This window comes from Pseudomonas sp. 3296 (assembly GCF_031456615.1).
Taxonomy (GTDB): Bacteria; Pseudomonadota; Gammaproteobacteria; order Pseudomonadales; family Pseudomonadaceae; genus Aquipseudomonas; species Aquipseudomonas mucoides.
On sequence record NZ_JAVDUY010000007.1, the window covers coordinates 1 to 21331 of the forward strand.

Annotated in this window: 25 protein-coding genes; 11 read left to right on the forward strand and 14 right to left on the reverse strand. The window is 59.8% G+C overall.

What is annotated here, in order from left to right:
• Positions 1 to 274: 274 nt before the first annotated feature.
• Complete coding sequence (locus J2X66_RS19265; RefSeq protein ID WP_310267190.1) at positions 275 to 871, reverse strand: DUF4157 domain-containing protein; 597 nt, start codon at positions 869 to 871, stop codon at positions 275 to 277.
• Positions 872 to 1048: 177 nt separating this feature from the next.
• On the opposite strand from J2X66_RS19265, the gene J2X66_RS19270 reads away from it, so the two are divergent.
• Entirely contained in the window at positions 1049 to 1537 is a 489-nt protein-coding gene (locus J2X66_RS19270; protein WP_310267192.1) for a VOC family protein, read from the forward strand.
• Here the strand turns inward: J2X66_RS19270 and J2X66_RS19275 are convergent.
• Both J2X66_RS19275 and J2X66_RS19280 read right to left on the reverse strand, forming a co-directional pair.
• Positions 1517 to 2620, reverse strand: coding sequence for a DNA alkylation repair protein (locus J2X66_RS19275; protein WP_310267194.1), 1104 nt, complete (start codon positions 2618 to 2620; stop codon positions 1517 to 1519). The genes J2X66_RS19270 and J2X66_RS19275 overlap by 21 nt on opposite strands.
• 25 nt (positions 2621 to 2645) lie before the next feature.
• Positions 2646 to 3257 carry a glutathione S-transferase gene (locus J2X66_RS19280; protein WP_310267195.1) on the reverse strand — a complete coding sequence of 204 codons (612 nt, stop codon included), beginning with the start codon at positions 3255 to 3257 and terminating at the stop codon, positions 2646 to 2648.
• Between the two features lie 367 nt (positions 3258 to 3624).
• Here J2X66_RS19280 and J2X66_RS19285 point away from each other — a divergent pair, with 367 nt between their 5' ends.
• The 3 genes from J2X66_RS19285 (at position 3625) to J2X66_RS19295 (ending at position 6157) form a co-directional block, all read left to right on the forward strand.
• Complete coding sequence (locus tag J2X66_RS19285) at positions 3625 to 4029, forward strand: TraR/DksA family transcriptional regulator (protein ID WP_007907888.1); 405 nt, start codon at positions 3625 to 3627, stop codon at positions 4027 to 4029.
• 580 nt (positions 4030 to 4609) lie between these two features.
• The gene (locus J2X66_RS19290; protein WP_405046797.1) at positions 4610 to 5833 is read left to right on the forward strand and encodes a methyl-accepting chemotaxis protein; all 1224 of its coding nucleotides are present in this window, start codon (positions 4610 to 4612) and stop codon (positions 5831 to 5833) included.
• Between the two features lie 120 nt (positions 5834 to 5953).
• Positions 5954 to 6157 (forward strand): hypothetical protein, encoded by a 204-nt coding sequence (locus tag J2X66_RS19295; RefSeq protein WP_310267210.1) that lies wholly within the window; start codon positions 5954 to 5956, stop codon positions 6155 to 6157.
• A 9-nt stretch (positions 6158 to 6166) separates the two neighbouring features.
• On the opposite strand, the gene J2X66_RS19300 is transcribed toward J2X66_RS19295, so the two are convergent.
• From J2X66_RS19300 to J2X66_RS19310, 3 genes are all read right to left on the reverse strand, one after another.
• Positions 6167 to 6406, reverse strand: coding sequence for a DUF2789 domain-containing protein (locus tag J2X66_RS19300; protein ID WP_310267212.1), 240 nt, complete (start codon positions 6404 to 6406; stop codon positions 6167 to 6169).
• 130 nt (positions 6407 to 6536) lie between these two features.
• Positions 6537 to 6767, reverse strand: coding sequence for a hypothetical protein (locus J2X66_RS19305; protein WP_027925363.1), 231 nt, complete (start codon positions 6765 to 6767; stop codon positions 6537 to 6539).
• A 158-nt stretch (positions 6768 to 6925) separates the two neighbouring features.
• Positions 6926 to 7174, reverse strand: a complete 249-nt coding sequence (locus J2X66_RS19310; protein ID WP_310267214.1) for a hypothetical protein — start codon at positions 7172 to 7174, stop codon at positions 6926 to 6928.
• A 410-nt stretch (positions 7175 to 7584) separates the two neighbouring features.
• On the opposite strand from J2X66_RS19310, the gene J2X66_RS19315 reads away from it, so the two are divergent.
• From J2X66_RS19315 to J2X66_RS19330, 4 genes are all read left to right on the forward strand, one after another.
• Positions 7585 to 8055: a hypothetical protein gene (locus J2X66_RS19315; protein ID WP_310267216.1), complete on the forward strand. Its 471-nt coding sequence runs from the start codon at positions 7585 to 7587 to the stop codon at positions 8053 to 8055.
• Entirely contained in the window at positions 8055 to 8258 is a 204-nt protein-coding gene (locus J2X66_RS19320) for a hypothetical protein (RefSeq protein ID WP_310267218.1), read from the forward strand. The genes J2X66_RS19315 and J2X66_RS19320 overlap by 1 nt, the downstream gene beginning before the upstream one ends.
• Before the next feature lie 117 nt (positions 8259 to 8375).
• Positions 8376 to 9392: an ABC transporter substrate-binding protein gene (locus tag J2X66_RS19325; protein ID WP_310267220.1), complete on the forward strand. Its 1017-nt coding sequence runs from the start codon at positions 8376 to 8378 to the stop codon at positions 9390 to 9392.
• 74 nt (positions 9393 to 9466) lie between these two features.
• On the forward strand, positions 9467 to 9904 hold the full coding sequence (locus J2X66_RS19330) for a DUF3995 domain-containing protein (RefSeq protein WP_310267222.1): 438 nt from the start codon (positions 9467 to 9469) through the stop codon (positions 9902 to 9904).
• Between the two features lie 88 nt (positions 9905 to 9992).
• Here the strand turns inward: J2X66_RS19330 and J2X66_RS19335 are convergent, their stop codons facing one another.
• The 7 genes from J2X66_RS19335 to J2X66_RS19365 form a co-directional block, all read right to left on the reverse strand.
• Positions 9993 to 10355: a Na+/H+ antiporter subunit G gene (locus J2X66_RS19335; protein ID WP_310267224.1), complete on the reverse strand. Its 363-nt coding sequence runs from the start codon at positions 10353 to 10355 to the stop codon at positions 9993 to 9995.
• Positions 10352 to 10630: a K+/H+ antiporter subunit F gene (locus J2X66_RS19340; RefSeq protein ID WP_027924693.1), complete on the reverse strand. Its 279-nt coding sequence runs from the start codon at positions 10628 to 10630 to the stop codon at positions 10352 to 10354. The genes J2X66_RS19335 and J2X66_RS19340 overlap by 4 nt, the downstream gene beginning before the upstream one ends.
• Positions 10627 to 11115 (reverse strand): Na+/H+ antiporter subunit E, encoded by a 489-nt coding sequence (locus J2X66_RS19345; RefSeq protein WP_310267227.1) that lies wholly within the window; start codon positions 11113 to 11115, stop codon positions 10627 to 10629. The genes J2X66_RS19340 and J2X66_RS19345 overlap by 4 nt, the downstream gene beginning before the upstream one ends.
• The gene (locus J2X66_RS19350; protein ID WP_310267229.1) at positions 11112 to 12797 is read right to left on the reverse strand and encodes a monovalent cation/H+ antiporter subunit D; all 1686 of its coding nucleotides are present in this window, start codon (positions 12795 to 12797) and stop codon (positions 11112 to 11114) included. The genes J2X66_RS19345 and J2X66_RS19350 overlap by 4 nt, the downstream gene beginning before the upstream one ends.
• The gene (locus tag J2X66_RS19355) at positions 12794 to 13138 is read right to left on the reverse strand and encodes a Na+/H+ antiporter subunit C (protein ID WP_007944721.1); all 345 of its coding nucleotides are present in this window, start codon (positions 13136 to 13138) and stop codon (positions 12794 to 12796) included. The genes J2X66_RS19350 and J2X66_RS19355 overlap by 4 nt, the downstream gene beginning before the upstream one ends.
• A complete protein-coding gene (locus J2X66_RS19360; RefSeq protein ID WP_310267232.1) occupies positions 13138 to 16056 on the reverse strand; it encodes a monovalent cation/H+ antiporter subunit A in 2919 nt (972 codons plus the stop codon). Before J2X66_RS19360 ends, J2X66_RS19355 begins: the two co-directional genes overlap by 1 nt.
• A 193-nt stretch (positions 16057 to 16249) precedes the next feature.
• On the reverse strand, positions 16250 to 17275 hold the full coding sequence (locus tag J2X66_RS19365; protein ID WP_310267234.1) for a DMT family transporter: 1026 nt from the start codon (positions 17273 to 17275) through the stop codon (positions 16250 to 16252).
• On the opposite strand from J2X66_RS19365, the gene J2X66_RS19370 reads away from it, so the two are divergent.
• From J2X66_RS19370 to J2X66_RS19380, 3 genes are all read left to right on the forward strand, one after another.
• The gene (locus J2X66_RS19370) at positions 17270 to 17833 is read left to right on the forward strand and encodes an XRE family transcriptional regulator (protein ID WP_310267236.1); all 564 of its coding nucleotides are present in this window, start codon (positions 17270 to 17272) and stop codon (positions 17831 to 17833) included. The genes J2X66_RS19365 and J2X66_RS19370 overlap by 6 nt on opposite strands.
• 157 nt (positions 17834 to 17990) lie before the next feature.
• The gene (locus tag J2X66_RS19375) at positions 17991 to 19442 is read left to right on the forward strand and encodes an LLM class flavin-dependent oxidoreductase (protein ID WP_310267238.1); all 1452 of its coding nucleotides are present in this window, start codon (positions 17991 to 17993) and stop codon (positions 19440 to 19442) included.
• A gap of 105 nt (positions 19443 to 19547) precedes the next feature.
• A complete protein-coding gene (locus J2X66_RS19380; protein WP_310267240.1) occupies positions 19548 to 20972 on the forward strand; it encodes an FAD/NAD(P)-binding protein in 1425 nt (474 codons plus the stop codon).
• A gap of 131 nt (positions 20973 to 21103) precedes the next feature.
• On the opposite strand, the gene J2X66_RS19385 is transcribed toward J2X66_RS19380, so the two are convergent.
• Positions 21104 to 21328, reverse strand: a complete 225-nt coding sequence (locus J2X66_RS19385; RefSeq protein ID WP_123435812.1) for a hypothetical protein — start codon at positions 21326 to 21328, stop codon at positions 21104 to 21106.
• Between the last annotated feature and the right edge of the window lie 3 nt (positions 21329 to 21331).

A 21331-nucleotide genomic window follows, 5' to 3' on the forward strand; every position in this document is an offset into this window, starting at 1 on the left:
AACTGGATTCGCCCCCATCAATTCAACGGTGGGCTGGCGCCAGCTCGGGCCGAAGAAAAACTTAACGTCGTGTCCGGGATTAGTTGACCACTACAACCTTCATGGCGGACTAAGTTGTCACCGCACATCTGGATCTCAATAGTCTTACTAGAGTCTCGAGAGTCGAGTATTTAATGAGTGCCTTATTCTTATCTGGGCGACCCTAAGAAAGGGAGCGGATTTATTTTCAGTTTTTTTCAATGCTTCCCCACGATGAGGCCAGCATCGCAACTCTTCAAAAATTCCCATCCCGCACCCACCGCCTGACCTCACCCTGCACGGCATAAGCCGGCGCCTCCACCGCATTGAAATCCTGCGTATACCGCTGGGCAAACCCCTCAACCCCCCATTCCTGAAACTGCTGCACATGCTTCAGTTCATGAGACCAAAGCGCGACGTTCTGCTCTGCCGTTTGAGCATCCCGAAAGAGAATGACGTCGATCAACGTCACTGCACCAACATCAGGATTTTGCAGCATGGCCGTGGCGGCGCTGAATTGACCGTTGTCGCTCACTTTGTAGCGTGCGGCATCGAGGACGCCGGGGTCATACCAGCGCAGCAGTTGCTCGCGGATGTGCGGCGGAATGGGCTGGGTGTCGGCGATGGCTGCTTCAGCTCGGGCTTGAGTCAGCCATAGCGCCAGTGCAGGTGCAGCGATCTGATAGATGCCATCAGGTGGAAGACCGAGTAATTGCCCCACGTCTGGCAGGCAGATGCAGCTGTCCAGGCACACTTGTTTTTCACCCGCCGGGCAGGGGGTTGTCTGGGCTGGCACTTCAAGGGTCAGGCAAAGAATAAGCAGCGTCATCAGGCGCGTGGTGATGGGCGGCATTGGGCGCTCCAAGGACGCAGTGTGAACAGTGGATCAAAATTGATCGACGACCCGGATCGCTTCAGCCTAGACCCGAACCAAGTCCCTCAGCATAATTTCAAAAAAAGGGAAGGATGGACTTATTTTCTATTTCTCATCCAAGGGTCAACAGGGCGCCGGGGCGGCAGGGGGCATGCTATGGAATTGAAGTTCAGCCACATCGATGTACTGGTCAGTAATCTCGACGAAGCTTGTGCTTACTACGCGAAAATACTGCAAGCCAGGATCTCTAAAACCCTCATTTGGGAACGCGGTGGTCTGCACGTGCGTTACGCGATTGCGCTGATTGGTCAAGAGCGCTTCATGTTGGTACAGCCGTTGGCGGGGAACCTGAAGGAACTGTTGGACGCCTCGGGCGAGGGGATGATTTATCGCCATTGTTACTCGACACCGGACATCGAGAAGGCCTTTGACGAATTGATAGCCGCCGGTGTTCTGCCGGAAGATGAAAACGGCAAGCCATTGGCCCGCGCGAACCTGCAATCCCCATCCGGGACACGCATCATCTGGTTGCCAAAGCGTTTCGGGCACTTCTCTATCGAAATCCTGGAAGAGAAAGCGCTGGAGGCATTTGTTGAGGCAGCGTTCGAGGACGAGGTCCTCGGGTCAGGGGAGGATTTCGAATGAGGTGCTGGCCAGGCGTTCGCCGTTTACGAGGATGTGCACGGCATGCACGCCCACGTAGTGTTTGCGGGTGGTGAGTTCTTTGATCTGCTGGCCACGGCTGACGAATTCGGTGGCGTTGCCGGGCAGCGTCAAGGTCTTGAGCTTGAACACCTTCGCCGACGTGCTGCCATTGGCTTTGACGTAATCAATCGCATAGTCGATCACCAGTCGTTGGCTGTCGGGTACGGTGGATGTCACACCAAACGACAGGGTGATTTTCTCTCCGAGTCGAATCACCGCCGGCTCGACCGTCACCCCGACAATCTCGACCTCAGCCTTGCCACTGGCGCCAATAATCGCCAGCGCTCGCTGATTGCCCTGTTTGATCAAGCTGCGCAACGCATGCCTGGCAATCCACGCCGTGTGCTTGTTATCCAGCGCCCAACCCTCGATCAGGTCCAGCACCCATTCCGGATGATCCTTGGTGATGTCATTGAGGTGGTTGGCCACGGACTTGCGCACATAAAGGCTTTCATCGGCCTTCAGGTTGTCGAGTATCGCTGCCGCCAGCGTCGGATCTGCCTGGATCTGCTCAAGTCGGAACGACCACGGCAACCGCGGTCGACTGCCTTCGCTGGCCAGACGGCGAACATGCTCATTCTCATCCCGCGACCATTCCTGCATCAGCGCCAATGAACGCTGCAAATCGCTGCGCAGAAAATACCGGACCGCAAATTCCGCCGAGCCAAACGCGGTGAAGTACTTGAGCGCCTCCATCGACTGCTCGAAATCATGTTCACCATACATCGCCACATAATGCGGCAGCGAAATGCTGACGAAAGCACTGTTCAGCCGAGGGGCGAGGGCGCGCAGCACCTCAAGCGACTCGTCATACCCCAGCGGCAGCACTGCATGCAGGCATTCACTGACTCGCGCCATGCGCTGCATGATCGACAGGTCGGCGAGGCCGTCGTTGGCCATCCTCAGGAAGGCCTTGGCCTTGAACCCGGGGTAAACCGCCGTCATTTCGGTTGCGATGTGCTTGAGGCGCTCGGCGTTGAAGATTTCCTTCAGCGCCGGGGCGGGTTGTTCGGCGGCGGTCATCGGTGATTCCGGTCAGGTGGGCGGCTCAGGTTATCGGGGTATTGATGAACGCCTCAAGCTTTTCTGCCTGCGCGGTGAAGGCGGCAATTCGCGGGAAGCGCTCGGCATCGACCTGATCCGGGATCACCAGATTGGTGAAGCTCCAGGCGACTGCCACTGTAATCCCGTCCTGCGCGATCAAGGCACCATTCGCTAACGGCTGCTTTTCCAGTTCACGTTCAAGTGATGAATAAGCGGCGGCCAATTGGCCTTCGACACGTTCGACCCACGGTTGAAACTGGATTTCGGCGGGGCGCAGGTTGCGTTCGTAATAAAGCTGCACTGATTTTTCGCACGCCGCCAACGCCAGGCCGATCACCCGCAAGGCGCGCAGCCGTTGCTTGAGGTCGCCGGGCATCAGGCTTTTGCCGGGGCTGGCGAGGGCTTCGAGATAGTCGATGATCAGGGTTGAATCCATCAACACGTCGCCGTCTTCCAGTACGAGCGTCGGCGCCTTGACCACCGGGTTGATCTGTTGAAATTGCTCGAAGTGCCGAAACACTGAGACCGATTGGTGCTCCAGGTTGATGCCCAGGTGTTGGGCAGAAATGGCCACGCGCCGTACGTAGGGTGAATCCAACATGCCGATCAGCTTCATCAATACACTCCTGCAGAGGACCCTTTTCGGGACGGTCAACCTTAGCTGAGGATCCGCATCCTGCAAGCAAAGGGAGGGCTTGTGCGGCCGTTTGTCTTCTATATACAGCCGCTCGATTGAATTTCTTGCTATAAACGCACTCCGATAACCGCCGCAACGGTCGCAGTAGAGCACTTTGCGTACCTTGTCGGACAAATTCGCTGACTTTTCAGTTGCTGGGGCCTCAAGTCGGCCTTAGACTGCCGCCCCTCGTAAATTGAGTGCCGGGTGGCGCTTGGAATAAACGGCGCCTTTCCGATGGCCTTCAACAGGTCCGCCGGAACGCTCCCTAATTCGCCTTAATGCACGTTTTTTTATAGAGATATCAATGACAAAGGACAAGTTGCTGGCCATGCCGGCGGATGACTACATGAATGCTGAGCAACATGCTTTTTTCAGCGAGCTGTTGCAGAACATGAAAGTCGAAACCCATGAGCGCATCGAGCAGAACCGCATCGCCATCGAGAGCCTGGACACCCCGGCCGATCCGGCAGACGCGGCTTCGGTCGAAGAAGAGCGCACCTGGCTGGTCAACGCGATCGATCGCGACCAGCGCATGCTGCCTCAGTTGGAACAGGCTCTGGAACGCATCAAAGAAGACAGCTTCGGCTGGTGCGACGACAGCGGCGAGGCCATTGGCCTGAAACGCCTGCTGATCAGCCCGACCACCAAGTACTGCATCGAAGCGCAAGAGCGTCACGAACAGATCGACAAGCACCAGCGTCAGGCCTGATTTCGTAGCGCCCCGCATCGCGGGCGAGCCTCACTCCCAAAGGAGCAAGGCTGGCCCGCGATGCTTTTTTTCGTCTGTAAAAAAGCTCATGCGCCTCTATTGATCTGCTGCACTACCCACGACTAATGGACCATAGATAATGGCCTTGTAGTGGCGTTTAATGCGAAGACAACAATTAGAAGATCGTGGGGTGACGAAGATGACGAGAGACGGATCTCTGGCGACGGCCGCGCCTGCGCCAGTACTTTTGCCGAAAAGCCCCTGGCTGACGCCGACCCTGCAAAGCATCGCCCTGATGCTGTTGTTGTGCGGCATGGCGCTGGGTGGATGGCCGCTTTACCTCGGCTTGCCGTTGGCGGTGTTGATTATCTGGTTGCCGCGTCTGCGTTCCCGCGCTGCGCCTCAAGATTCGCCGGCGGAAAACGCCAGCGCCATCACCACATTGACCCGCGATCTTTCCTACACCACCAGTCATAACGCACTGTCTGCGGCTGGCGTGGCCTTTTCAGTCAAGCAACTGGCGGACAAGCTGCAGTCGCAACTCAGCGCGGCGGCGCAGATTGTCCGCAATGCCGAGGCGATGATCGCGACCGAGGAAGTCACTTCCAAACTCAGCCGCGAAGCGCTCGGCGCCGCCAGTGAAGCGCATCAGAGCGGTGCCGCCGGGCGCCAGGAGTTGATCGAGTCCATCGCCCGCATGCATCAACTCAGCGAACGCGCCAGCAACAGTCGCGAGCTGATCGAGGCCCTGAGCCTGCGCAGCGACGATATCCAGCGGGTGACGCTTGTAATCCAGTCCATCGCCAGCCAGACCAATCTGCTGGCGTTGAACGCCGCGATCGAAGCGGCGCGGGCCGGAGAGCACGGGCGCGGTTTCGCGGTGGTGGCCGATGAAGTCCGGGGCTTGGCCGCGCGGACCGCGACGGCGACCGGTGAAGTCGGCGAGATGGTCGCCGATATCCAGCAACGCACCGCCCAGGTCGTCGAGCAGATCCGCCAACTCTCCAGCGACCTCGATACCGGTGTCGAGCAAGTCGAGCATACCGGTCAGCACCTGGAAAACATTGCGCGCCTGGCGGCGGGTGTCGAGCATCAGGTCGGGGAAATCGCCCGTGGCGCCGACACCAATCGCGAACAACTCGACAGCCTGTTTCATGCCATCGAACAGATGCGCAGCGATCTGGCGATCAGCGACCAGCAGACCCAGCGCCTGGCCCTGGCCGCCGTGCAAATGGAAGGACAGGCCGAATCCATCAGCGAGCGCCTGGCCGAAGTCGGACTGGATGACTATCACCAACGGATTTATGACCTGGCCCGGGAGGGCGCAAGCCAGATTGCCGCGCGTTTCGAAGCGGATATCGACCAGGGACGCGTCAGTCTCGATGACTTGTTTGATCGCAATTATCAGGCGATGCCCAATACCAGCCCGGCCAAGTTCCAGACCCGTTTCGACCGCTACACCGATCAGGTCCTGCCGACGATTCAGGAGCCGTTGTTGCCGCGTCATGAAGGGCTGGTGTTTGCCATCGCCTGCACACAGCAGGGTTATGTGCCGACTCATAACACGGTCTTCAGCCAGCCGCTGACGGGCGACACGAAGGTCGATACCTTGCAAAACCGCACCAAACGAAAATTCGCTGATCGTACCGGCATCCGCTGTGGCAGCCATCAACAGCCGGTGTTGTTGCAAACGTATACCCGCGACACCGGCGAACTGATGCACGATCTCTCGGTGCCGATCCTCGTGAAGGGCCGGCATTGGGGCGGTTTGCGCCTGGGTTACAAACCACAAGGGCCGCGCTAGCCGCTGGCGATTGTTACGATTCCGGCAACGAAGCTGTGCAGCCTCGTTGCTGTTTCCTCTCGGATGAACTCATTAACATGCCTTCATTGTTAGGTTGCTAATGAAATTCGAGAGGCCAACATGCAAAGCAAAGTGGATGTCGCGGTGATGATTGGCAGCGGGGTGCCCGCCTGTTTGCGCGCGATGGGGCAGAGCGTTTGTTGGGTGGTACTGCTCAACGGCGAGCGCCGGGGGACGGCGTTTTCCAGTCGCGGTGAGGCAGAGGAGTGCAGGGCTGCCTGGCTGGCGCAATTGAACGTCGAGTCAGCGGGCAGCCTGCACTGAGTGTGCGGGCTAGTGAACCTGGTGCAGGCGCAGGTTCAAGTCGTCGACCACTCGCGCCCAATCGGCGTCTTCACGCAGTTGTTCTTTGAGGAAGCCGGCTTGCTGCGGGGTCCAGAACTCGGCGTCGATCATTTTCTTGTCGTCGGCCAACGGTGAATGCTTGGCAATGAAATCGTCGATGCCTTTCTGGCTGGAGTCCAGGCCGAGTTGGTCGAACAAACCTTTCAAGTCGTGTGTAGGTGAATCCATGTTCATCTCCTGGTGGGTCGCGTCGAATGCGAGATCTGAAGGGCGGCTTCAATGCATCTGAGGCGGCCGCGCTTCAGGAGTTCGATGGATGTTTCAAAGCAGGAGTGAGCATAGACGGCAAATTCCAGGATCAGGCTTTCAGTGCACCTGCATCGACGGCTGCCTTCAGTTCAATGGCCGCTTCCTGAGCCGCGATGGCGGCGACATCTGCCGTTTTGAACCAGCGATCTTTCTCGACCTGGTGATACGTCACCGTGGTCAATTTTGGTTTGGCGCGCATGACTATCACTGCCTGGAATTCGCCGTCGATCTCTCTGGCTTCGCCCCGGATAATAAATTCGCCGATATCAAATTCCGTCACGTAGCAGCCTTCCCTTGGAAATGTTTTGTTGTTTTGAGCGCCGTCCGACGTGGGAACGGGTTTCATGGGGCGGGCAGTATGGCAGTAGTTGCCCGCCGACGGCTGAGTTAACTCGACGGTGTGACGAAACGACTATTGGAATGAACTCAGGCGTGGCTTTATTCGCGTGATTCAAGTGAGCGAGCAAGCGCACAAGCCTGGTTGTGGTCACCGCGGAAACCTCTGACACGTCCTGTGGAAGTTTCCTTGATATGGAAAAACGCGTTACCGGCCAGGACGACCTGAAACCTGGGGCGGGCAGGGCTTACAGGAGGGAAGGGCGGTTGTTCGTGTAACGCCTGCGACAGCGCTAAGGCGTCGTGCGTGTAAGGCGATTGGTCGGTTGCAAAGTGAGTCATTGTGCACATATGAAGTCCTTTTCATTGTTTTGCCGACGTATGTATGCCGTTTTGGCTAGTCTCTGTCAGCATCGCTGCTCTAGAATCGCCATCAAGGTTGGGCGAATGGTGCCCATCTAAAGCAATTTTTTGCGTGCGATATGTCGGAAAAGTGCTTTTCTTGTAGGGTTTTTTCCTTAAAGTTGGTAGTCCTGTTTCCTCTGGCAGCAAGAAGGGCATTTTCCTTCAACATCTGACGACGTTGAGGGAAGACGGCGCGAGTGTTAATCCAGTACGCTCACTGACCTCGCGATGCATAAGCCCTCTGCCCGGATCAGGATTTCAACCCGGTTTTTTAGCTAGACCCTCGGCATGGCCGCTTTTTTCTGCTGCGCGTTTTTCCTGCGTGCGGCATTCATTTCAGATGTGGGGATGTTTCCTTGGCAGTAAGTAATCTCGATATGCATGCTTTGTTCGTGCTGGGTGATTTGCGCGCAAAGTTGGTTAAACAGTTTCAATCTCGTTTCGTCTATGTCACCGAACAGAGCGCCGAAGGCATTTACATTGCCGAGATCGACACCGAAGAAGCACTGGTGGTGGATGACAAGCCAGGACTCAAACTCAAGGTTGGCGATCATTTCAGCGCCTCGGTACTGCCCAGTCGCGAAGGCGGCAAGCTGGACATCAAGTTCCGTGAGATCAAACTGACGGTGTATGGCTTGGGCGATTACGCATTTGTCACCACCGCCGATGGTCAGGCGATTGTGTTCAAGGAAGGTCATAGCGTGGTGATGGTGTTTGCCGCTCATCAACAGCTGCAGGAAGGCCTGACCAAAACCCTGAAAGCCGTGACCGCCAAGGCCGCCAAGTGGCGCAAGGGCGAGCTGGTGACCTTCAAGGCCAGCGAGTAATGACCCTGACCCGCGCCGACTTCCACGAACAGAACCAGGCCAGTGCCCATACTGAAGCCCTTCGGTTGTTCGAGCACAAGGCTGTTCTGCAGGGAGCCTGGCTGAATTGGGTGGCGTCACAGCTCTATACGCTGCGCCCGGCGGCGTACGCCAGCATGGTCAGAAGAGAGCTATCCCTCTTGCAGGAATCTTCCGAAAATTAAATCCCGTCCCTCGAAATCAGGATCCTCTACTACAGTCAATTGACTGAATATTTTGAGGCTCGCGGTCTTTCATCAGGCCATTCTGCTATTGCTGTGAACAGCACGAGGTGCAAAAGCATGAAAGGATTTCGACGGTTACTGGCTGCGTCCGTGGCCAGTTTCGGGTTGTTGATGTCACCTGTTCCGGTGTTCGCCGCCCAGGCACCGATCCACTTCGCCGACCTGAACTGGGAAAGCGGCAGCTTGATCACCGATATCCTGCGGATCATTGTCGAGAAGGGCTACGGGCTACCGACGGATACCTTGCCGGGCACCACCATCACCCTGGAGACCGCCCTGGCCAATAATGACATTCAGGTCATTGGTGAAGAGTGGGCCGGCCGCAGCCCGGTCTGGGTCAAGGCTGAGGCCGAAGGCAAGGTCGCCAGCCTGGGCGATACGGTCAAAGGCGCGACCGAAGGGTGGTGGGTTCCGGAGTACGTGATCAAGGGCGACCCGGCCAAAGGCATCAAGCCACTGGCGCCGGGGCTGCGCAGTGTCAGCGACCTGCCCAAGTACAAAGACGTGTTCAGCGACCCGGAATCCCCTGGCAAGGGCCGCTTCCTCAACAGCCCGATCGGCTGGACCTCGGAAGTGGTGAACAAGCAGAAGCTCACTGCCTATGGCCTGAACGACAGCTACGTGAATTTTCGCAGCGGTTCCGGAGCGGCGCTGGACGCGGAAATCACCTCGTCGATCCATCGCGGCAAGCCGGTGCTGTTCTATTACTGGTCACCGACGCCCTTGCTCGGACGCTTCAAGCTGATCCAGCTGGAGGAGCCACCGTTCGACGCCGAAGCCTGGAAGACCCTGACAGACGCTGACAATCCGAATCCAAAACCGACCCGTTCACTGGCCTCGAAGCTGTCCATCGGTGTGTCTACGCCGTTTCAAAAACAGTACCCGCAGATCACTGAGTTCTTCAGCAAGGTCGATTTGCCCATCGATCCATTGAACAAGGCCCTGGCCGAGATGAGCGAAAAACACACTCCGCCTCGCCAGGCCGCGGAAGCGTTCATGAAGGCGCACCCGGACGTCTGGAAGGCATGGCTACCCAAGGAGGTGGCTGATAAGGTCTCCGCCGACCTGAAGTAAACAGGTGCTCCACACAACTGCATTCGCTATCACCGCCCGGAGCGCGTGCGCTCTCACTGGATGGATAACTGAATATGAACCTGTTGGTTGCGCAATGGATGGCTTCAATCTTTCTGATGATAAGCCTGGTCCATGTGTACTGGGCATCGGGCGGCAAAGTAGGCAGTGAGGCGGCAGTACCGCGATTGCCCGGGGAGGGCGGCGCGCAATCAAGGCCTGCGTTCAAGCCGTCGGGGTTGGTGACGTTGCTGGTGGCGGTGGGATTGCTGCTGATCGCGATGCTGGTGTGCCTGCGGGGCGGGCTGTGCTTGCCGGCGGTGCAGGATGGGTGGCTGCAATGGGTGATCAGTGGCATCGCGATACTGATGTTCGCCCGGGCGATTGGCGATTCGAACTTGGTGGGTTTTTTCAAAGAGGTGAAGGATTCGAAGTTTGCCCGGCTCGATACCTGGGTGTATTCGCCGTTGTGCGTGGCGTTGGGGGCGGGGTTGTTGGCGGTGGCCTGGATTTGAGTGGTTGCGGAAAATGCCATCGCGACCAAGCTCGCTCCGGGCAGCGTTCCGACGATGAGGCCCTCCCCGTCAATACAAATCCCCGGATTCAGCTGCCCCTCTCATTCCGCCGACTACTCACCTCCGCCGGCACATCATCCCCAGCCATGCGCTTGCGAAACAGCGCCGCCCGAGCCAGCAACAAGGTCGTCACCGGCACGGTAATCGCCAACAGAATCGGAATCAGCCACGCATGCAGCACCGGCCCCGATTTGAGCGCCGAAAAGTAAATGATCGATGCCAGTGCCACGCACCACGCGCCCAAGGTCGAGGCCAGCGCCGGTGGGTGCATGCGCTGGAAGTAATCTTTCATCCGCACCAGTCCAATGGCGCCAATGAGCGCAAACAGACTGCTGAGCAGCAGCAGAATCGCCACTGGAATCTCAACCCACAGCGACAGTTCGCCAGTCATTCGATCACCTCGCCACGCAGCAGGAATTTCGCCAGGGCAAACGAGCCGACGAAGCCGAACAGGGCGATCAACAACGCCGCCTCGAAATAGGTGTCACTGGCATAACGAATGCCGAGCGTCAGCATCATCAGCATCGCGATGATGTACAGGTAATCCAGCGCCAGTACCCGATCCTGGGCCGATGGTCCTTTGAACAGACGCAGCAGCGTCAGGATCATCGCCACGGAAAACAGGAACAGGCTCGCCAGGATGGCGTTCGACAGCAGCGCGCTCATTCGAAGATCTCCATCAAGGGGCGCTCATAGGTCGCCTTGAAGTGCTGGATGAACAGCGCTTCATCATCCAGATCGAACACATGCAGCAACAGGATGCTGCGATCAAGCGCCAGTTCCGACCAGACGGTGCCAGGCACTACGGTGCAGATTGCCGACAGCGCGGCGAGGCCGTTGGCGTCACGCAAGTCCAGCGGCACCTTGATGAATCGCGAGCGGGGCGGACGGCGACCGGCGTTCAGCACGCCCCAGGCCACGGCGAGGTTGGACACCACCACATCGCGACCGACCAGCAGCAGCAAGCGCAGGATCACCCCCGGACGACGAATGCGAATGGGCAGCGGCCGCAACCGGCGCATCATCAACGGCGCGCAGAAACCCAGCATCGCACCGAGCAGCAGATTGCCAGGGCTGATCGACTGGTTCAGCACCAGCCATAACAGCAAGAGTGCCAAGGACAACCAGGGAGCAGGGAACAAGCGCTTCATGGCTGCACCTCCGCCATCGCCGCCTTGGCTTCCGGGCTTGGCACCGCACGGGTGCCGAGCACCGCCATCACGTATTGCTGCGGGTTGTTCAAGGTGTCAGCGGCCGCTTGGGTGTAGCGCAGCAGCGGTTCAGCCTTGAAGGTGAGTGCAATGCTCAGCCCCAACAGGAGGATGATCGGCACGCATTCAAAGCGACGCAGCAGCGGTGATGGGCGTTCTTGCGGGGTCCAGAAACGCTGGATGCCCAGGCGCGAGAATGCGATCAACGAGGCGAGCCCCGACAGAATCAACAGGGCCAGCAATCCCCACGCCGCATTCGATACCGGTTCGCCGACGCCATTCCCCAGGCCCAACGGGTTGAGAAGGGCGTTGAGCAGGCTGAGTTTGCCGATGAACCCGGAGAGCGGCGGCATGCCAATGATCAGCAGCGCGCAGGCAATGAAGCTCAGGCCGAGGAAGGCCATGGTCCAGGGAATTACCTGACCGACTACGGCTTTCTGGTCGTCATCGAGGTTAATGCCTTTGAGCGGTTGCGCGGCCGGCGATGGTCGCGCAATCAGGTCGGCGTCGTCGAACAGCGGCAGTTCATTGACCGAGCGCGAGCGCTCGATCAACTCGGCCAGCAGGAACAACGCACTCAACGCCAGGGTCGAGCTGACCAGATAAAACAGCGCCGCCGCGATCAGGTTTGGCTGGGCGAAACCAATGGCGGACAGCAGGATCCCGGCCGACACCAGAATGCTCAGGCTGGCCATCTTTTCCAGGCGTTGCGCCGCCAGAATCGCCAATGCCGCGCAGACAATCGTCGCCATGCCGCCGTAGATCAGCCAGTCGCCGCCAAAGTAGGCGGACGCCCCGGCCTGACCGGAGAACAGCAGCGTCCACAGGCGCAGCAAGGTGTAGACACCGACCTTGGTCATGATCGCGAACATCGCCGCCACCGGAGCGCTGGCCGAGGAGTAGGCCGGCACCAGCCAGAAGTTCAGCGGCCACATCCCGGCCTTGGCCAGAAACGCCACCGCGAGAATCCCCGCGCCGGCATGCAGCAAGCCGCGATCAGCTTCCGGCACCAGCGGGATTTTCAGCGCCAGGTCGGCCATGTTCAGCGTGCCTGTGACGCCGTAAATCAGCGCCGCGCCAATCAGAAACAGCGACGATGCCAACAGGTTGATCGAAATGTAATGCAGCCCCGCCGACACCCGCGGCCGGCCCGAGCCGTGCAGCATCAAGCCGTAGGACGCCGCCAGCAGTACTTCGAAAAACACGAACAGGTTGAACAGGTCGGCGGTCAGGAACGCACCGTACAGCCCCATCAATTGAATCTGGAACAGCGCGTGGAAGCTTGACCCGGCGCCGTCCCAACGGGCCATGGCGAACAGCAAGGCGCTGACACCGATGATCCCGGTCAGCACCAGCATCAAGGCCGACAGCCGATCGACCACCAACACCAGGCCGAACGGTACTTGCCAGTTGCCCGGCAGGTACACGCCGATGGAACCCGGCACGCCAGTGGTTTGTGTCCATTGCAGCAGCCACACGGAAATTCCCAGGCCGAGCAGGCTGGAGAACAGGTTGATCTTGGCCTTCAGCGGGCGGTGTTTCTCGCCGAGCATCAACATGATGGCGGCGGTCAGCAGCGGCAGCAGAATCGGTGCGGCGATCAGGTGCGTCATCGCATTCATTCTTTAGGCTCCCGGCCATCCACATGGTCGGTCCCGGTCAAGCCCCGGGAAGCGAGCAGTACCACCAGAAACAATGCGGTCATGGCGAAGCTGATCACGATGGCGGTCAGCACCAGTGCTTGCGGCAGGGGGTCGGTGTAATGCAACAAGTCCTGCGGCACGCCATCCTTGATGATCGGCTCGCGGCCGATGAACAGGCTGCCCATGCTGAAGATGAACAGGTTGACGCCATAGGACAGCAGGCACAGGCCCATCACCACCTGAAAGGTCCGTGGCCGCAGGATCAGCCAGACGCCGGAGGCCGCAAGCACGCCGATCGCGATTGCGATGACTTCTTCCATCAGACGGCTCCTTGCGTGGCGACGGGTTTAGGCTGGGCCGCGGTTTTGTGGCCGCGAACCGATTGGTGAGCGAGGGCGGTGAGGATCAACAGCGTCGAACCGACCACCACGGCATACACGCCAACGTCGAAAAACAGCGCGCTGGCGATGTGAATGTCCCCCAGTACCGGCAGTGAAAAATGCCAGGTGTGGGTGGTCAGGAACGGGTAACCGACCACCATGGCCCCAAGCCCGGTGACCGTGGCGAACAGCAGCCCGGTGCCCATCCAGCGCAGCGGTCGCAGGCTCATTTGCGCCTCGACCCACTGCGTGCCGGCGACCATGTATTGCAGGATGAACGCCACCGACATCACCAGCCCGGCGACAAAACCGCCGCCCGGTTGGTTGTGCCCGCGCATGAACAGGTAGAACGACACCACCAGGGCAATAGGCAGCAGCAGGCGTACCAGCACCGCCGGAACCATCATGAAACCCAGTGCGGTATCGCTGGCGTGGCGCGGGTTGACCAGATCGGTGACCACGTCCGGTGCCAACAGGCGTTGCTGCGCCGGCAGCTGCAGGCTTTCTTTCGGCGGGCGGAAGCGTCGCAGCAAGGCGAACACGGTCAGGGCGACGGCCACCAGCACGGTGATTTCACCGAGGGTGTCGAAGCCACGGAAGTCCACCAGCATCACGTTGACCACGTTGCTGCCGCCGCCTTCGGGCAGGGCGCGACTGAGGTAGAACGAGGAAATGTCGTTGGGCGTCTGGCGCGTCAGCATCGCGTAGGCCAGCAAGGCCATGCCGCCACCGACCCCGGTCGACAGCAGCAAGTCGCGGATACGTCGGATGCGCGCCTTGCGCAGGGTGCTCGGTAGTGGCGAGACTTCTTCGATCCGTCGTGGCAGCCAGCGCAGGCCCAGCAGGATCAGCACCGTGGTCACCACTTCGACCGCCAGTTGCGTCAACGCCAGGTCCGGCGCGGAGAACCAGACGAAGGTTACGCAGGTCATCAAGCCGCAGACGCTGACCATGGTCAGGGCCGCGAGCCGGTGATACTTGGCCTGCCACGCTGCGCCGAGGGCGCAGGCAATCGCCAGCAGCCACAGGGTCACGAACACGATTGAACCGGGGATTTTCGGCCGCTCGCCCCAGCTCAGGCTGCTGTGAAGCATCGGGATCAGCCCGGCCAGCACGGCGGCGAGCACCACGAGGAACAATTGGGTTTGCAGGCGGTTGGTGCTGATCCGGTGCACCAGGCGACGGGCCAGGCGCATCATGATCACCAGGCCGCGCTCGAACAGGCGCTTGCCGTTGAACCGGCCAATCACCGGCGGGTATTTGAAGCGCCCGCGCTTGAGCTGATTGCGCAGCAGCAGATAGAGCACGATGCCGCCGGACATGGCGATCAAGCTCATGATCATCGGCGCGTTCAAGCCGTGCCAGATCGCCAGGCTGTATTCCGGCAGGGTTGCGCCGACCACCGGCAGGGCCGCGGCGGCCAGGATGGAACCGACCACTTGCGCCGGGAACATCCCCACCACCAGGCAGGTGAACACCAGCAATTCTACCGGCGCACGCATCCAGCGCGGCGGTTCGTGCGGGGTGTGCGGCAGGTCGGTGGCGGTCGGGCCAAAGAACACATCTACGGTGAAACGCAGTGAATAGGCGACGCTGAAGGTGCCGGCGATGGTCGCGACGATTGGCAGGCTCCACTCGACCCAGGCTGTGGCATTGATGAACACGGTTTCGGCGAAGAACATTTCTTTCGAGAGGAAACCGTTGAGCAGCGGCACACCGGCCATCGAGGCGCTGGCGACCATGGCCAGGGTGGCGGTGAACGGAATCAGCTTGATCAAGCCGCTGAGCTTGCGAATGTCGCGGGTGCCGCTTTCGTGGTCGATGATCCCGGCGGCCATGAACAACGAAGCCTTGAAGGTTGCGTGGTTGAGAATGTGAAACACTGCGGCGACGGCCGCCAGCGGGCTGTTCAAGCCCAGCAGCAGAGTGATCAGGCCCAGGTGGCTGATGGTCGAGTAGGCCAGCAACCCTTTGAGGTCGTTCTGGAACATCGCGCAGTACGCGCCCAACAACAGGGTGCAGGCGCCGGCGCCGCTGACGATGTAGAACCATTCTTCGCTGCCGGACAACGAAGGCCACAGCCGTGCCAGCAGAAACACCCCGGCCTTGACCATGGTCGCCGAGTGCAGATAGGCCGAGACCGGCGTCGGTGCCGCCATCGCGTGGGGCAGCCAGAAGTGGAAGGGGAATTGGGCGCTTTTGCTCAAGGCGCCGATCAGGATCAGGGGTAACAGAATAGGGTAGAGGGCATGTGCGCGAATCAGCTCGCCGGCGGCCAGGACCTTGTCCAGGTCATAGCTGCCGACCACATGGCCGAGGAGCATGACCCCCGCCAGCAGGCACAAACCGCCTGCGCCTGTGACCATCAGCGCCATGTAGGCGCCGCGTCGCGCGTCGCTGCGGTGGTGCCAGTAACCGATCAGCAGGAACGAGAAGAGGCTGGTCAGCTCCCAGAAAAACACGATCTGGATCAGGTTGCCGGAAATCACCAGCCCGAGCATGGCGCCCATGAACGCCAGGAAAAATGCGAAGAACCGGGGCACCGGATCGTCCGGCGACATGTAGTAGCGCGCGTACAACGACACCAGCGTGCCGATGCCCAGCACCAGCATCGAGAACAACCAGGCGAAGCCGTCCAGGCGCAGGACGAAGTTAAGGCCGAGGCTTGGCAGCCAGAAGAATTCTTCGCGGATCACACCGCCATGGGCGATTTGCGGGTACATGAGCGCGACCTGGACCGTGCCGATCAGTGCGATCAGGCCGGCCAGCAGGGGGGCGGTATTGCGTGCGTTGTGTGGCAGGACGGCTGCCAGACAGCTGCCGATAAAAGGCAGAAGCAGTAGAACTATCAGGGACATAGGCTTCTAATCTGCGGAAGTTTGTGAAGCATCATACGTGCCACTCCCAAGATCGCCAAACGCCAAGCTGTCGCAGAATCCTTCACGGTAGACGGAAAAAGGCGGAATCACATGGTTTCCAGGGCCAGTTTTCAGCAGGTTTGGCCCCTTCGCGAGCAAGCTCGGGATAGCGATCTATCCGGCAATAGAATGATCAAGGTTCAACCGAGGTTTCCCGCTCCAACTCTCCCTCAGCCGAAGTCCCCTTACCTTTGGTCTTCAACTCACTCACAATCACCGCCGCCACAATCAATCCCGCGCCCACCAGCGCAATCGCCGGCAACCGCTCCCCGGCGATCCGCCCGACAATCCCGGCCCACACCGGCTCGCCCGCATAAATCAAGGTCGCCCGCGTCGGCGAAACGCTCTTCTGCGCCCAGTTCATCGCCACCTGAATCGCCGCACTCGCCGCGCCCAGCCCCAACGCGCTGCACAACAGCAGCCAGGAAAAGTCTGGAATGCGTTCCTGGGTCGGCACCACCATCAGAAACGCCAGCACCGAGGTGGTTGCCAATTGCACCACCGTCACCCGCCGCACATCGACCTGACCGGCATAGGTACTGATCAGAATGATCTCTGCGGCAATTGCAATGGCACTGATCAGCGTGGCGATTTCACCGGGACTGAAATTGAACGAAGCGCCGGACGGTCCCGACAGCAACATCAGCCCGGTAAACGCCAGCATGATCCCGATGCTCGGCATCAACGCCGGGCGACGTCCCAGCACCAGCCATTGCAGCAGCGGCACAAAGGGCACGTACAACGCCGTGATAAACGCCGATTGACTGCTGGGAATGCTCTGCAAGCCCACGGTCTGCAAGCCGTACCCGAGCATGATCGCCACACCGATAAAGGCCCCGGCCTTGAGTTCGAACAAGGTCAGTTCCCGCAAGTGGCGCCAGGAGAACAGTGCCACAAGACTCGCGGCAGCGGCGAAGCGCAGGCCGACGAAAAACATCGGGCCGCTGACGGTCATGGCGTGCTGCACCAACAAAAAGGTGCCGCCCCAGACCATGGTGATCAGCACCAGCACGCACTCGGCTGTGCTGAACCGTGAGAAACGGGGGGAAGAGGAGTTCACCGACGTCATGACCTTGCACGCTACCTGAGGGGGACGCACAATGCGCCGAATGTTGCGCAGTATACTGCCCAACCCCACCAAGTGAGCAATATAGTGCACAAAGATTCCACGCAACGGGCTTCGGTCCTCCAGCACGTCAGCCAAAACGTTCGGCGCCTGCGCCATGCCGCCGACATGAGCCAGACCGCGCTGGCCGAAAAGTCCGGGGTCAGCCGCCGGATGCTGGTGGCCATCGAGGCCGGCGAAAAGAACGTCAGCCTGACCACCCTCGATCGCGTGGCCGAAGCGCTGGACGTGAGGTTCAGCGACCTTATTCAGGCCTCGGACGCCCGCGATGCGAGTCGCATCAACGAAGTGGCCTGGGCCGGATTAATCCCCGGCAGCAAAGCTGTTTTATTGTCCAAGGCCACCGCGACTCGCGAAGTGGAGCAATGGGAATGGTGCCTGCAACCAGGTGAGGTTTATCCGTCGCAACCGGATGCCGAAGGCTGGAGTGAACAGATTTACGTGTTCGAAGGCTGCCTGACCCTGATGTTGGGTGATACGCCACAGCACATCGCTGCCGGTGAGTTTTTCATGTTCGCCAGCAACCAGCCTCATGCCTATCGCAACGATGGCGCGGTGGCGGCGCGGTTTGTGCGCAACGTGGTGATCTGACTGTTTGCCGATCAACAGTGGATAGACACTTTGCCTTTCTATAGCTGCAGATTTTTCTTGGAAGGTTCGCCAACCCGTTGAAATAGCTCAGGATAGTATTCGGGCACGACTCCTGCAAAAGGTCCTGGAGCCTTTATCAGAATCCCGGAGTCGGCCCATGACAACCCCAGCCCAGCCCCCACGTAATTCCCGCGAAATTCGCCTGAACGCCTTCGACATGAACTGCGTCGGCCACCAGTCGCCGGGCTTGTGGGCGCATCCACGCGATCGTTCGTGGCAATACAAGGACCTCGAATACTGGACCGACCTGGCGAAAATCCTTGAACGGGGCAAGTTCGACGGCTTGTTCATTGCCGACGTGCTGGGCATTTACGACGTCTACAACGGCAACGGTGAGGCGGCGATCCGTCAGGCTGCGCAAGTGCCGGTCAACGATCCGCTGCAACTGATTCCGCCGATGGCCCTCGTGACCGAGCATTTGGGGTTTGGCCTGACTGCCTCGTTGTCGTTTGAGCACCCGTATCCGTTCGCCCGACGCCTGTCGACCCTGGATCACCTGACCAAGGGCCGTGCCGGCTGGAACATCGTCACGTCGTATCTGGAGAGTGGCGCCAAGAATATCGGTCAGAAGAGCCAGACCGAACATGACGCCCGTTACGACTTCGCCGAGGAATACCTGGAGGTTTGCTACAAGCTCTGGGAAGGCAGTTGGGAAGAGGGCGCCATTCTGCGTGATCGCGAGCGGCGGCTCTTCAGCGACCCGAGCAAGATCCACGAGATCCGTCACGTCGGCAAACACTTCCAGGTGCCAGGCATTCACCTCTGCGAACCTTCGCCACAGCGCACGCCGGTGCTGTATCAGGCTGGCGCTTCAAGTCGTGGCAAGCAGTTTGCGGCCGAGCATGCCGAGTGCGTGTTCGTCGCCGCACCGTCGAAAGTGCTGCTGAAGAAAACCGTGGCCGACATTCGTCGGCGTGCCGCCGAGGCCGGGCGCGATCCGAGGAAAGTCCTGATCTTCAACCTGCAAACAGTGATCCTCGGCGAAACCGACGCGAAGGCCAAAGCCAAGTTCGAGGAATACAAAACCTGGGTCAGCTACGAAGGCGCGATGGCGTTGATTTCTGGCTGGACCGGCATCGACTTCAGCCAGTTCAAGCCCGATGAACCACTCAAGCATGCACACACCAATGCGATTCAATCAGCGGTGGAAGCGTTTTCCACAGCGGACCCGAACAAGGTCTGGACCCCCAATGAACTGGCGGACTGGGTGGGGATTGGCGGGTTCGGGCCGTTGTTTGTCGGCAGCCCCGAGACGGTTGCCGATTTGTTGCAAGAGTGGGTGGAGGAGACCGACGTGGACGGGTTTAACCTGGCTTATGCGCTGACCCATGAAACCTTCATTGATGCCGCGCAGTTGCTGGTCCCGGAGTTGCAGAAACGCGGGGTGTACAAGACCGAGTATGCGTCGGGGACCTTGCGCGAGAAGTTGTTTGGGGAGGGCGCGCGGTTGCCGGAGAGTCATCCGGGGGCGGGGTATCGGGATCTGGCGACGTTGAGGCAGCAGGAGAAGAACGTGGCGTCAGGTCAGACAGTACAAAGGGTGTACTGACCCTCCGCATCGCGAGCTCGTTCCTACTAAGGGTGGGTTTGTGTGCGGGAGAGCAACCCATTAAGGTGGCACGCAGCAGCTTTCCATTTCACCAACGAGCATGGCATGAGCGAAATCCAAAGCGCACAGACGACCCGAACCACTCGCCGCGCTGACATTCTGATCATCGGCGGCGGCCTCAGCGGCGCGATGCTGGCGGCGCAGTTGTTGCGCTTGCCGGGCCGCCGTTCGGTGCTGGTGATCGAACCACGTGCCGAACTCGGTCGAGGCGAAGCCTACAGTGCCGTCGAATTGGGTCATACGCTGAACGGCAACGCAGCGCGGATGAGCGTCGACCCGGACAATGCCGATGACCTGACGCAATGGCTGACCGAGCACATTGCCGCTGGTGGCTGGCCGGAATCGGCAGAGCAACCAGTGCCGATCAGCGAGTTGTTCCCGCCACGAGGGCTGTTCGGTGTGTACGTGCAACAACGTCTGGCGGAAGCGCGAGCGGTCGGCGCGTTGAATGGCTCAACCGTCGAGCATGTACAGGCTGAAGTAATCGATCTCCAGACCGACGACGATTCGGTGCGGCTGACCTTGAGTGACGGGCAACGCTTGCAGGGCGCTTATGCGGTGCTGGCGACAGGCATGTTCCCCGCCGCGCGCACACCACAGACCGAGTCCAGCGGTTTGAACGCCGCCGCGCTCGATCCGTGGGATGTCGCCGCGATGCGTCAGCTCGATCCACAATCAACAGTGTTGATCATCGGTTCCGGCCTGACCATGGTCGATGCCGTGGTGTCGCTGGAACAGGCCGGGCATCGCGGACCGATCGAAGTGTTTTCCCGCCACGGCTTGCTGCCGCATGTGCGACGGCAACCGCCGGCCTGGGTGGATTTTCTGGCCGCGGATCACAGCCTTCGCACCCCCCGGCAACTGGTGCGCGAACTGCGTCGTCAATGCCGCGAGGCGATGGCCCAAGGCATCGACTGGCAAGCACCGCTCGATACCGTGCGGGCGCACATTGGACGGTTGTGGAATCAGGCGACGGACCTGCAACGTCGGCAGTTTGTGCGGCATGTCCGGCCATGGTGGGAAAGTCATCACCACCGCTCACCGCCGTTGAGTGCGGCCCTGGTGGAACGGTTGCACCGGGAAGGGCGGTTGCGGATTCAGGCCGCGTCGTTCAAAGGGCTTGAGCCCGCATCGCAGGGCGGCGTCAATATCCGCATTCGCCGCCGTGGCGAGGCCGACACCTGTGTGGTGACTGGCGCGGCGTTGATCAACTCCAGCGGTATCGAATACGACTGGCGTCGGGTCGCTCGACCGTTGCCGCAACAATTGCTGGCGCGCGGACTGATTCAACCGGGACCATTGGCGCTGGGAATCGCGGCGGTGGTCGACGGTGCCGTATTGAACGCCGATGGCCAGGTCGCCCGTCGCCTGTTCGCCATGGGCCCGCCGTTGCGCGGCATGTGGTGGGAAAGCACCGCCGTCACCGACGTAGCGCTGCAGGCCAAAGCCTTGGCAGCGCGACTTTCGTAAACCTATTGAGATAAATGTAACTGCGGGAGCCGAGCTAGCTCGGCTCCTACAGGTTTCTACTCTCAACGAAAAACCCCGGGGAGATCGGATCTACCCGGGGTTTTTTGTTCAAGCAGCGCAAAGGCGGTTAATCAATAACGCTGATATTTCGAGCCGAATTCAGGACGGTTTTCTGCAACATAGAGTTTGCTTGGCTGGCTGTCTTTGTGATCGAGACCGACCGTGTTCACGTTCAGTGTCGCCGGTTGGCTGACCTTGACGGCGGCGACAACCTGCGAAGTGGCATGCGGGGCGGCGATAGCGGACGTAGCGCCAAGGACCGACAGGGCGAAACCAAGACCGATGATGCTTTTCATGAT

Coding starts and splice junctions, on each gene's coding strand:
- J2X66_RS19265 (WP_310267190.1), bottom strand. CDS start 871: ATGCCGCCCATCACCACGCGCCTGATGACGCTGCTTATTCTTTGCCTG.
- J2X66_RS19270 (WP_310267192.1), top strand. CDS start 1,049: ATGGAATTGAAGTTCAGCCACATCGATGTACTGGTCAGTAATCTCGAC.
- J2X66_RS19275 (WP_310267194.1), bottom strand. CDS start 2,620: ATGACCGCCGCCGAACAACCCGCCCCGGCGCTGAAGGAAATCTTCAAC.
- J2X66_RS19280 (WP_310267195.1), bottom strand. CDS start 3,257: ATGAAGCTGATCGGCATGTTGGATTCACCCTACGTACGGCGCGTGGCC.
- J2X66_RS19285 (WP_007907888.1), top strand. CDS start 3,625: ATGACAAAGGACAAGTTGCTGGCCATGCCGGCGGATGACTACATGAAT.
- J2X66_RS19290 (WP_405046797.1), top strand. CDS start 4,610: ATGATCGCGACCGAGGAAGTCACTTCCAAACTCAGCCGCGAAGCGCTC.
- J2X66_RS19295 (WP_310267210.1), top strand. CDS start 5,954: ATGCAAAGCAAAGTGGATGTCGCGGTGATGATTGGCAGCGGGGTGCCC.
- J2X66_RS19300 (WP_310267212.1), bottom strand. CDS start 6,406: ATGGATTCACCTACACACGACTTGAAAGGTTTGTTCGACCAACTCGGC.
- J2X66_RS19310 (WP_310267214.1), bottom strand. CDS start 7,174: ATGTGCACAATGACTCACTTTGCAACCGACCAATCGCCTTACACGCAC.
- J2X66_RS19320 (WP_310267218.1), top strand. CDS start 8,055: ATGACCCTGACCCGCGCCGACTTCCACGAACAGAACCAGGCCAGTGCC.
- J2X66_RS19325 (WP_310267220.1), top strand. CDS start 8,376: ATGAAAGGATTTCGACGGTTACTGGCTGCGTCCGTGGCCAGTTTCGGG.
- J2X66_RS19330 (WP_310267222.1), top strand. CDS start 9,467: ATGAACCTGTTGGTTGCGCAATGGATGGCTTCAATCTTTCTGATGATA.
- J2X66_RS19335 (WP_310267224.1), bottom strand. CDS start 10,355: ATGACTGGCGAACTGTCGCTGTGGGTTGAGATTCCAGTGGCGATTCTG.
- J2X66_RS19340 (WP_027924693.1), bottom strand. CDS start 10,630: ATGAGCGCGCTGCTGTCGAACGCCATCCTGGCGAGCCTGTTCCTGTTT.
- J2X66_RS19345 (WP_310267227.1), bottom strand. CDS start 11,115: ATGAAGCGCTTGTTCCCTGCTCCCTGGTTGTCCTTGGCACTCTTGCTG.
- J2X66_RS19350 (WP_310267229.1), bottom strand. CDS start 12,797: ATGAATGCGATGACGCACCTGATCGCCGCACCGATTCTGCTGCCGCTG.
- J2X66_RS19355 (WP_007944721.1), bottom strand. CDS start 13,138: ATGGAAGAAGTCATCGCAATCGCGATCGGCGTGCTTGCGGCCTCCGGC.
- J2X66_RS19360 (WP_310267232.1), bottom strand. CDS start 16,056: ATGTCCCTGATAGTTCTACTGCTTCTGCCTTTTATCGGCAGCTGTCTG.
- J2X66_RS19375 (WP_310267238.1), top strand. CDS start 17,991: ATGACAACCCCAGCCCAGCCCCCACGTAATTCCCGCGAAATTCGCCTG.
- J2X66_RS19380 (WP_310267240.1), top strand. CDS start 19,548: ATGAGCGAAATCCAAAGCGCACAGACGACCCGAACCACTCGCCGCGCT.
- J2X66_RS19385 (WP_123435812.1), bottom strand. CDS start 21,328: ATGAAAAGCATCATCGGTCTTGGTTTCGCCCTGTCGGTCCTTGGCGCT.